At 47.0% G+C, this 10,496-nt stretch carries 8 protein-coding genes; 7 read left to right on the forward strand and 1 reads right to left on the reverse strand.

Annotated elements, in window-relative coordinates; all coding sequences use genetic code 11:
- Positions 1-4: 4 nt before the first annotated feature.
- From SCJ97_10880 to glpK, 6 genes are read left to right on the forward strand one after another with little or no spacing between them, the layout of a single operon-like run.
- Positions 5-1,006 (forward strand): ABC transporter ATP-binding protein, encoded by a 1,002-nt coding sequence (locus SCJ97_10880; protein MDW7740537.1) that lies wholly within the window; start codon positions 5-7, stop codon positions 1,004-1,006.
- A 15-nt stretch (positions 1,007-1,021) separates the two neighbouring features.
- Complete coding sequence (locus SCJ97_10885; protein ID MDW7740538.1) at positions 1,022-4,174, forward strand: C25 family cysteine peptidase; 3,153 nt, start codon at positions 1,022-1,024, stop codon at positions 4,172-4,174.
- Positions 4,174-5,199, forward strand: a complete 1,026-nt coding sequence (locus SCJ97_10890; protein ID MDW7740539.1) for a C45 family peptidase — start codon at positions 4,174-4,176, stop codon at positions 5,197-5,199. Before SCJ97_10885 ends, SCJ97_10890 begins: the two co-directional genes overlap by 1 nt.
- A gap of 17 nt (positions 5,200-5,216) precedes the next feature.
- Positions 5,217-6,389 (forward strand): M20 family metallopeptidase, encoded by a 1,173-nt coding sequence (locus SCJ97_10895; GenBank protein MDW7740540.1) that lies wholly within the window; start codon positions 5,217-5,219, stop codon positions 6,387-6,389.
- A 25-nt stretch (positions 6,390-6,414) separates the two neighbouring features.
- A complete protein-coding gene (locus tag SCJ97_10900) occupies positions 6,415-7,395 on the forward strand; it encodes an MBL fold metallo-hydrolase (GenBank protein MDW7740541.1) in 981 nt (326 codons plus the stop codon).
- 29 nt (positions 7,396-7,424) lie between these two features.
- Positions 7,425-8,927 (forward strand): glycerol kinase GlpK, encoded by a 1,503-nt coding sequence (gene glpK, locus SCJ97_10905; GenBank protein MDW7740542.1) that lies wholly within the window; start codon positions 7,425-7,427, stop codon positions 8,925-8,927.
- A 3-nt stretch (positions 8,928-8,930) separates the two neighbouring features.
- Here glpK and SCJ97_10910 read toward each other — a convergent pair whose 3' ends face one another.
- The gene (locus SCJ97_10910; protein MDW7740543.1) at positions 8,931-9,563 is read right to left on the reverse strand and encodes a DUF502 domain-containing protein; all 633 of its coding nucleotides are present in this window, start codon (positions 9,561-9,563) and stop codon (positions 8,931-8,933) included.
- Between the two features lie 161 nt (positions 9,564-9,724).
- On the opposite strand from SCJ97_10910, the gene SCJ97_10915 reads away from it, so the two are divergent.
- Positions 9,725-10,228 carry a DUF192 domain-containing protein gene (locus SCJ97_10915; GenBank protein MDW7740544.1) on the forward strand — a complete coding sequence of 168 codons (504 nt, stop codon included), beginning with the start codon at positions 9,725-9,727 and terminating at the stop codon, positions 10,226-10,228.
- The last annotated feature ends 268 nt before the right edge of the window (positions 10,229-10,496 follow it).

Here is a 10,496-nt window from a genome sequence, read left to right on the forward strand (position 1 = left end):
GCCCATGGTGACGAATCGAGATCAAAATTTATTGCTTGCAGTGGAAAATCTGGAGGTTCACTTCACTGCCCGGGCCGGTTTTTTCACATCCCTGCTTCGCAAAGAACCCTGCCTGGTCAGGGCTGTTGACGGCATTGATTTTGAACTGGGTCAGGGTGAAATTCTATGTCTGGCCGGTGAATCCGGTAGTGGTAAAACGACAACAGGCAAAGCTATACTTCGTTTACTCGAACCGACAGGTGGAGATATCCATTTCAGGGGCGAGGATTTACGCTCATTTAGCCGCAGCCGACTGCGCCGATTCAGGCAGGAAGCACAGATTATTTTTCAGGATCCCTATGAATCGCTAAATCCCCGACAGACAGTTTTCGCCACTGTTGCTGAGCCCTTGGAAGTAAACGGGTTGTGCCACACCTACCGGGAAAAAGAAGAACGGGTAATTGAAGCACTCTGTGATGCCGGTTTAAGTAATCCCGGTGAGCTTTTTATACGCTACCCGCATGAATTAAGCGGAGGGCAGCGGCAGAGACTGGCCATAGCCAGCGCCCTGGTATTGAAACCCAATTTTATCGTGGCCGATGAGCCCGTATCCATGCTTGACCTCTCGATCAGGGCTGGGATTTTAAAGTTGATGGTGGAACTGCGCGATAGTAAAGGGATCAGTTATCTTTTTATAACTCACGATCTTTCTTTGGCCTGGCTTGTTTCCGATAGAATAGCGGTTATGTATCTGGGCAAGATTGTTGAACTGGGCACAGCTGATGCCATCATTAAGTCGCCGCTGCATCCCTATACAAAAGCCCTGGTATCTGTTATTCCAGTTCCGAAAAGGGTTTCGCTAACCGGTAAAACCCTGCTGCAGGGAGAGACGCCGGATCCGATCAATATACCTTCGGGCTGCAGGTTTCATCCAAGATGTCCCGAAGCCCGTCCCCGCTGCAGTGAAGAGGAACCGGTATACCGTGAGGTTTTCCGTGGACACTTCGGAGCCTGCCACTTTATATAGAAATGAGATGAGAAAATGACTCAAATTTACCTGCTGCCGGTTGATCGCTGGTTGACTGGTTTGATCCTAGCTTCTGCTGTGTTGTCTGGATCGGATCGCCAGGTATGTTTTGTTGATCTGAAATTGGTTGATTATGAACTCGAATCTCTGGATATTCTTCTGTCAAGGCTTTATCCGGAGGTGGTCGATCTTACCGGTGATCGAAAAATTAAGGAAGCTATGAAAAATAAAGCCCTGTCTTTTCAGGACTCGGTAATGCCTGACCAACTTAGCTGGGAGGATCTGGTTGAGCAATTTGGAAAACCTGATGGTATAGTTATTGCTCCGGCAGGTTCTCCTTCAAAATGCCTGAAAGCGGCTGCACTGGCAGTAAGGCTTGGTTACTTTTTCTATCCTCTTCAAGGTGAGGACAATCACGGTTTGCCGCTTACTGGTGATTTATACCGTATATGGTTGGGTAATAGCGGCGAATTGGAAAAATTTAGTTGGCATAAAGAAAAACAGGGAATAACATGTTTGGAAAATGACCGGGCTATAATCGATTTTCTCGTTAAAGAGGGATATCCTGTCGATTACCTGGTGATTCTGAATAGTGCAGATCTTATAAAAAATACTGAATCGGGCAATTGTCTGAGAGAGTTGTGGGTCAGGGGTTTGAGTCTTCATGCACTGCTCTTGGCATCATACAGAAATATTTTTATCTATGATGTCGACAATTCCAACCCCATACCATGGATTATAGAAAAAGAAGTGAATGAAATGGTGCGGGAAACAGGGCTACAGCCAAGTTTCCAGGCTGTTCTGGCTTCACCGGCGGTAATTCCCTTTTTCTACGAAGAGAAAAAAGGGATCGGTGCTGTTACCGAAGAGATGGTCAGGGATATTCATGTTCGCCTGAACAATGACCTATTTTTCGACCTGGCAGAAGGAAGATTGATGCAGAACAACCCGGCCGGGTTATCTGTTCAATTGATCTGCACCAAGCTTTACCGGGAGATTCAGAAACAGAGCAGCAGGAGAGGAAAGAATGTTCTGATAGTTGATACCCCACATGTTGAAACCGGTATCATTTTTTCTACAGATGTTGCCCTCATCGATACCCAGTTAATTCCGCTGGTTGAAGAAGCCGGTTACGAAGTTAACCAGCTGAGAGATCGGGAGGCGCACTTTCGGAAAGTCAGTCAGGCGCTAACGGAATCTGATTATTTTCTCTTTACCGGGCATGGGGGGCCGGAAGCCCTGCACACTCACGGCCGTTCGCTCAACCGTGAGGATCTTCCCCTCCTTCCCCCGTTGATTGCCTATGCATCGGCCTGCTCCACAGTTGCACTTGTCCCTCACTGGTATTCTGCCAATGAAGGTCTGGATTGGCAGGGTATTCCCGTCGATTCCAGGCAGGTAATAGGACTATCTTTTGTTGAGAAGGGTGCGCTCTGCTTTATCGGTGGGGCAACCATCGAGGATCTGCAGTATACAACTTCAACCTACAGTGTTTTTCTGGAAGCACTTCTTTTGAAAGGGTTGAGTGTGGGAGAAGCAGTCAGGGAGATGAGGCATGTAATTTCTCTTTATGCTTCAACCCTGATGCAGAAGAATCCGGAAGGATACAGAAAATACCGCTGGGGAACAGCTAACGCCATTCACCAACAGATCTTGTTGGGAGATCCCGCCTTTGTTCCTGCCGAATCAAGTTATACTAAAGCAGCTTTGCCCAGGTTTATCGAAGGAGAGACGCCGGTTCAGAAAATTACCATTGACATCCCGGATGATCGGTGGCGTCGCAATGAGGCTCCGATCAACCCCAAAGATGCTTCCAAATACTATTACCGGTGCAGGAATGTAGAGGTGATCACACCCTACGGAGAAGATATATTCAGTTGGGGCGATTACTACCGCATTGCTCCTGATGCGAAAAATATAAGTGAGTATGCTGTTAAATCAAGTTTCCTTCACCTCAGTTTTGATCTTCCACCGGGCTTGGTACCGAAGAAGCTGGCCCTCGTTGATGCTGAACTGGGCGAAAGCGAGTGTTTGCTCTGCGGTGAAGCAGTCGAGCATGATGATTCACCGACTGCGGCAATGAAAAAATTTAAACTACCTTACCTTCTGCAGCCGCCGATTGAACTAAATATGGAAGAAGGCTGGGCATATAGCACGGAACTCGCCGATGGTTTTATCAGGATTCGTTGGCTTGCCCCACTTTTACTGATCGATGAAAACAGCCGCAGCGCCTATCCTTTAAAAAACTTTACTTTTCAGATCGAGTCCGAACCGGGAGTATGGCGAAGCGGCAGGATCGTAAATCCCAACGATGGTTACCGGTACCTGATCAGCGCCGGAAAAGCAAGGGATGAAAAACGGCTGCTTTTGCAAAAAGAACCGCTCATTAACAGCTGTACTGCCGCAATCACTGATGAACAGGGCTGTTTTGAAATTTTTTCGCCACCGGAGACGGTAATTGAAGCACAGGAACAGTTCCCCTTATATAACCTGCTTGAAAAGTACCAGACTTTCCGGAAAAGAATTTATGAACTTTCAGGAGATGGAAATAACCTGATTGAATTGGAACCGGTTAATAAACTTAGGCTTTCAGGTTTTCTCTTCGATTCCAAAACCGGAAAACCGATTAACGGAGCGTTGATCAGGGTATTTCGCGGGGAGCCTGACCCGGTTGGTGATCCCCTGATTGAAGCGTATGTGGGTGAAGTATTTACCACGGCTGAAGGATCATTTACTTTTAATCTGCCTGCTGGAAGGTATATGATTTACGGTGCTGCTGAAATTGATGGCACACGATATAAATCTGCGGAATGGATAATTCGTTTAAGGGAAGGGGAAGAAGTAACCAGAATCTTTTCCCTGGACCAGGCTGCGGTAGTCAGAGGCAAAGTATCCTTTGAAGGGTATATTCCCCCTGATCCACCGGTAATAGCACTTAAAAGGTTTCCAAAGGTTGAAGGCGAGGGCCCTCTGGCCAAAGTGCCGATTTTAAGAGACGGCAGCTATGAGTGTCTGGTCAATTATCAGGACCGGTTTCAGATAGTTTTGGAAGAAGAAGGCTGGGAATATATTTATGACACAAACGGGGAAAAAGGTTATAAACTGGAACCGCAGGAAATTTTGGAGCGCAGCTACCGGTTAGTCCCGGGCAGCGAACAGGAGGAATAATGCCGGCCGAACCGTTAATTATCCGTGCTTCCGGTAACCATTATGATCTCGGCTTTGCAGTTGGTAGAAATGCCTCTATCCTGCTCCGAAATTCTCTTGATTACTACCGTGATATACTTCGCCGGGAAGGTTGGATCGGACCCTGGAAATTGCCCGAAGGTTATATTGAGGCTGCCAGGGATATATATCCCCATTATCTGGAAGAACTGCAGGGCATGGCAGCAGGTTCCAGCGTTAAGTTTGAGGATCTTTTTTTCCTGAATGCTCTGGAAGAAGCGCTTGAAACAAGTTCTCATGCAGCCTGCACTGCTATAGGTGTTTATAAAAATAATCAGGCCTGGTTGGGGCACAATGAAGATTGGTATGCTGAAGACAGCAGATCGGTCATAATAATTGAGGGCAGGCCTAAGGGGAAACCGGCATTTATTAGCGTAACAGCAGCTCCTTTTCTTCCGGCAGTGGGTATGAATGAAGCCGGTATTGCCCAGGGAGTAAACAGTCTAACTCCGGAAGATTACCGGATTGGAATACCCCGGATGTTTGCGGCAAGAGCGGTTCTTGAGGCAGAATCGATTGAAGAAGCGGTGACATATGCAACCCCTGAACGGCGTGCCGGAGGATATAATCACCTGCTTGTTCATAAGAATGGCCTATTGGCTAACCTGGAGACGTCGGCCGAAAAAAATGAATTTATAACAGCCAATGATTTAATTTACCACACCAACCATTATACAGGTCAGTTAATGAAAGAATTGGAAAAAGGGACATGGGAAAGTTCAAAAAGTCGCTACAGCCGACTTGAAGAACTACACAACCTGATGGCCGAAAATGATGATTCTTTCCAGATGCTGGCCGGAGTCTTAGGTGACCATCGGAATAGGCCGGCTTCCATCTGCCGCCATTCTGAAGAAAATAGTGGCGATGCGACAATTTTTTCTGTAATATTTAATGTAACAACAAACCGAGCGTGGGTTGCAGTTGGCAATCCCTGTATAAACCGGTATTGTGAGTTAAAAATATTATAGTAATGGAGACAATAGCTATGAAAAATTCTGAATTGATCCAAGAGGCATTTGAACAGGAGAAAAAGAGATTGATTGAGATGGCCCGGGCAATTCACAGACAACCGGAAACAGGCGGAAACGAAGTGTTTGCTGTTGAGTTAATTACCGGTTATCTGGAAAATAAAGGATTCAAAGTATGGCGTAGGGTGGGTGGCCTGAAAACCGCATTTATGGCCAGCTACGGTGGTGAAGGTTTTCATGTGGGATTCTGTTCTGAATACGATGCCCTTCCCGAGATCGGACACGGCTGTGGGCATAATCTGATCGGGATAGCCGGTGTAGCAGCCGGTGTAGCTCTGGCGGCCGGTTTGGATGGAATAAACGGCCGTGTATCAATTATCGGCACGCCGGATGAAGAAGATCATGGAGGAAAGGTAGATCTGGTCAGAACAGGGGTTTTCGATGATGTTGATGCAGCCCTGATGTTTCATCCCGGTTGCTCAACCCGGATCCATGTCCAGTCTCTGGCCTGCTGTGATTATCAGTTTATCTTCCATGGTAAAAATGCTCATGCTGCCTGTGAACCCTGGGAAGGGCGTAATGCATTAGATGGTGTAATCCAGACATTCAATGGTATCAACGCCCTGCGGCAGCATTTAAAGGACGACGTGCGGATTCATGGGATTATTTCGGAGGGCGGTCTCGCTTCAAATGTTATACCGGATAGGGCTGTAGCCGATTTCTGTATTCGGGCAATCGATAACAGGAGTCTCGGTGAGGTAGTCCAGAGAGTGATTGCCTGTGCGAGGGGAGCAGCAATCGCTACCGGTACTGAACTGGAAGTAAAAGAGTCTGACTATCCTTATGATGCCATGCTCAGTAACAGGGTTCTGGCCGATGTTTTTGCCGAAAGCCTTGAGGAGGCAGGCTATAATTTGAAATCGCCTAATATAGAAGGTTTTGGTTCGATTGATATGGGAAATGTGAGCAGGGTTACCCCTTCGATTCACCCTCTGGTGGCCATCACCGAGGAGTGGGTTCCCGGACATACGAAGGAATTTTCTGCTCTTTGTGATACGGATGAAGCCTATGAAATAATGCTCACAGCTGCCAGAGCAATGGCTCTAACCGGTCTGAAAGTAATGCAGGATCCCGACCTCCAGAAGAAAATCAAAGATGAATTTAACGCTCAGATTAGAGAATATTGCTAGTTCATGATAAGGATGTGAAATAATTATGCCAACGATTGTTGAAGAGATCAGGCCTGATCTTTACCGTGCTGAAATTCCCTTGCCCCGCAATCCCCTGAAAGCAACAAACTCCTATATTATACGCAGCCCGGAGAGGAACCTGGTGATTGACACCGGCATGAACAGGGAAGAGTGCAGGTCGGCATTGCTGAATGCCTTTGATCAACTCGGTATTGATCTTACTCGAACCGACTTTTTTGTAACCCACCTGCATGCTGATCATGTGGGATTGGCCGGAGAGATTTCGGATAAGAAAGCAACTATTTACTTTAACGAGCCCGATGCGGAAATTTTATTGCATGATAACCTCTGGGCTCTGGTTTGCCGGCTAACCGGAAGGCATGGATTCCCCGCTGAGCTCGTTGATAAAGCTATCGACTCGCATCCCGGGCAGCGTTACAGTCCAAAAAAAGAGATTAACTTTACCATGGTTGCTGAAGGAGATTTGATCAATTATGGTGATTATGAATTTTATTGTGTCCATACACCGGGTCATACCGACGGGCATACTTGTCTGTACGAGCCACGCAAAAAAATATTTTTTTCCGGAGATCATATTCTGGGTGATATAACTCCAAATATTTCCTCCTGGCTTGATGAAGACAATCCTCTGGAGAAGTATTTTATGAGTCTTCAAAAGGTTAGAGAGATGGATATTGATCTGGTCCTTCCAGGCCACCGTTCTTTGCTCCATGATTGCAAAAGCAGGATCGATCAGTTGATGGAACATCATCAGGAACGGTTGGTCGAAGTAATCGGAATTCTCAAAGCCTATGGCAAAAACAGCGCTTTTGAAGTAGCTTCAAAAATGACCTGGGAACTTGTAGCGGAATGCTGGGATGATTTTCCTCTTATGCAGAAGTGGTTTGCCACCGGTGAGGCTCTGGCTCACCTGCACTACCTGGAGGGCGAGGGGAAAGTAGCCAGGGAAGAAATCGAAGGGATCCAGGTATTTGCCTTGAACTGAACCGACTTATTAGAACTGGAGGGTTTATTATCGGCAGCTATATACTCTCGATAGATCAGGGAACCACCGGAACTACAGCTATCCTCTGGGACAGGGAAGGGACGGCAAGAGCAAGAACCAACCGTGAGCATAAGCAGTATTATCCACAACCCGGATGGGTCGAACATGATGTCGGTGAGATATGGGAAAATGTTTTAATGGTTACCGCAGATCTTTTGAAAGAGGCAGATGTTTCTCCGGTTGATATAAAGTCAGTCGGAATAACCAACCAGCGGGAGACGCTGGTTTTTTGGGATAAGCGCAGCGGTGAACCGCTCTATCGTGCTATCGTCTGGCAGTGCCGCAGAACAGCAGAACTCTGCAGCAGGCTTAAGGAAGAGGGATGCGAGGATATTATTCGCCGGAAAACAGGACTCCTTCTGGACCCGTATTTTTCTGGTTCAAAACTCCGCTGGGCATTTGAAAACATAGTAGATATTCAGCAGGCAGCAGAGAAAGGACACCTGGCCTGCGGAACAATCGACAGCTACCTGCTTTTTCGCCTGACCGGCGGGAGAGTTTTTGCCACAGATTATTCCAATGCCTCACGGACACTGCTCTTTAATATTCATTCTCTGCAGTGGGATGAAGAACTGCTAGAGCTTTTCAAAACACCTTCCGAAGTTCTCCCGGAAGTTAAACCAAGCAGTTATCTTTTTGGAGTTACCGACAAAGCCGCCTTCTTTAATGTGGCTGTGCCCATCGGGGGAATCGCCGGTGATCAGCAGGCTGCGCTATTCGGACAGGCCTGTTTTATCCCGGGAATGAGCAAGAATACTTATGGTACAGGTTCATTCTTGCTGATGAATACGGGAGAAAAGGCAGTGGCTTCGAAACAGGGTTTGCTGACAACAATCGCCTGGGGTTTAAACAATAAAGTGGAATACGCCCTCGAGGGCAGCATATTTATAACAGGCGCCGCTGTACAGTGGCTGCGGGATGGTCTGGGTGTGATTGCGAAGTCTTCAGACCTGGAAAAGCTGGCTGCGGAGGTTGAAGGTAATGAAGGCGTGTATCTGGTTCCGGCCTTTGCCGGATTGGGCGCTCCATACTGGGATCCCTATGCCCGGGGATTGCTGATCGGCATCACCGGCGGAACCTCAAGGGCACATCTGGCCCGGGCAGTTATGGAAGCTATGGCTTACCAGACCAGGGATGTGCTGGAAGTGATGCAGCGTGATGCTGAATTGCCATTGAGAGAATTAAGGGTTGATGGCGGGGCCAGTGTAATGGATTTACTACTGCAATTTCAGGCAGACATAACCGGGATAACAGTCCGCAGGGCTGCGACATATGATACAACGGCATTGGGGGCGGCTTACCTGGCCGGTTTGTCAACGGGATTTTGGGAAAGTACTGAAGATTTATCCCGCTACTGGAAAGAAAGTGCGGTGTTTAACCCCCGAATGAATGTTGATCGACGTAACAAACTTTATAACGGCTGGCTGAAGGCGGCACAGCGATCACTCAACTGGGCGGATCGGGAACAATAGAACTTATTCTTTTTCAGGAACAGTTTCTTTTTTACCCGGTAGTTGTTTGCATTTGTTATCGTCCGGCGAGAAAAGGCCACCTGAAACGATCACCTTCAGGCCTTCTTCAACTGTCATCTCCAGTTCAATGACTTCCTGGCGAGGGGCAAGGATAAGCATGCCGGATGTTGGGTTCGGGGTGGTTGGGATAAATATATTTAAAGTTTCTTCATGCGTTTTATTCTGGATTTCGCCTTTAGAAGATCCGGTAACGAAACCGAGAACATACAGACCCTTGCGGGGATATTCTATAAGAACAACCTTCTGAAAAGCATTTTTGCCCTGGACGGTAAAAGCGTCAATGATCTGTTTGGCGCTGGTGTATATGCCCTTGGCCAGGGGAAGGCGTTGAAGTATTCGATCGCTGAAACTTATCAGGCGGCTGCCGATTATGTTGGAAGCAACGAAACCGATGAATAGGATAAGAATAATGCCGGCAGCAAAACCGATTCCAGGGATTCGGTAGTTAAAAAGCGCTTCAATCAAACCGCCGATCAGGTTGTCAAGAAAGGTAAAAACCAGGTAGAATACATAAATAGTAACTGCCAGTGGCAGTATAGTCAGCAGTCCGGTGGTAAAGATTGTTTTAAGTCTCAAGTATTGTCCCCCTTGTTTTTAAATAGCATCTCATATATTTTATCAGCAGGGCAGATTATTACAAGCAGAAAATTGGAATTTGCTAAAATACTCTTTTTTGAAAGGATTGAGGGCATATGCGGTCACCGGCTACAACCGCCTATAAAGCTATTATAATAATAATGCTGTTATTTGTTCTTATTCTTTTGATTAATGGATGCAGTCCAGATCTGCAAGATGCAGCTTCGGAAGAACCTGAAGACTCCGGGATTTCGGAATCGGAGGCGGTAATCCTGAATGGTGTCGAATTTACACTTGAACTGGCCCTAACCCCTGAACAAAGATCGACCGGGTTAATGTGGCGGGAGTCAATTGGAGAGAGTGAAGGCATGCTCTTTGTGTTTCCCGATGAAGAACCTTTTCCCACGGAGGTCAGTTTCTGGATGAAAAATTGCCTGGTGCCCATCGATGTGATTTTTATCAACCGGAAGGGGATCATCACGGCAATACATGAAATGGAACCACCGTTACCCGGCACTCCCGACGAAGAACTTGCCACCTACCCGAGCCGCGGCCCGATTCAGTATGCCATCGAAATTCGCGGCGGCATGGCAGCCGAACTCGGCCTCAGGGTTGGAAACGCAATCGAATTAAGAAAAGATTTCCTCCTGCCCCAAGCCAAATAACCGCACACGGGGACGGTTCTCCTGTGTTGTTATTTAGACCAGAGTCGGATCTATTTTCACTGATCTTTATATGTCTAATAATATTAACCCCATATCCTGTTATATCCGGCACTGTTATTTCATATGTATATGTTAATTAAGCGCAAGTGAAGGATGAAAATCGGCAGATTAGAAATAATAAATGACACAGGAGAACCGTCCCCGTGTGTTGTTTTTGAAATGGGTATAGAAATGGCTGGGGCGGTAGGATTCGAACCTACGCATGCGG

The organism is Bacillota bacterium, assembly GCA_033549065.1.
Classification (GTDB): domain Bacteria; phylum Bacillota; class Dethiobacteria; order DTU022; family DTU022; genus JAWSUE01.

Coding starts and splice junctions, on each gene's coding strand:
- SCJ97_10880 (MDW7740537.1), top strand. CDS start 5: ATGGTGACGAATCGAGATCAAAATTTATTGCTTGCAGTGGAAAATCTG.
- SCJ97_10885 (MDW7740538.1), top strand. CDS start 1,022: ATGACTCAAATTTACCTGCTGCCGGTTGATCGCTGGTTGACTGGTTTG.
- SCJ97_10890 (MDW7740539.1), top strand. CDS start 4,174: ATGCCGGCCGAACCGTTAATTATCCGTGCTTCCGGTAACCATTATGAT.
- SCJ97_10895 (MDW7740540.1), top strand. CDS start 5,217: ATGAAAAATTCTGAATTGATCCAAGAGGCATTTGAACAGGAGAAAAAG.
- SCJ97_10900 (MDW7740541.1), top strand. CDS start 6,415: ATGCCAACGATTGTTGAAGAGATCAGGCCTGATCTTTACCGTGCTGAA.
- SCJ97_10915 (MDW7740544.1), top strand. CDS start 9,725: ATGCTGTTATTTGTTCTTATTCTTTTGATTAATGGATGCAGTCCAGAT.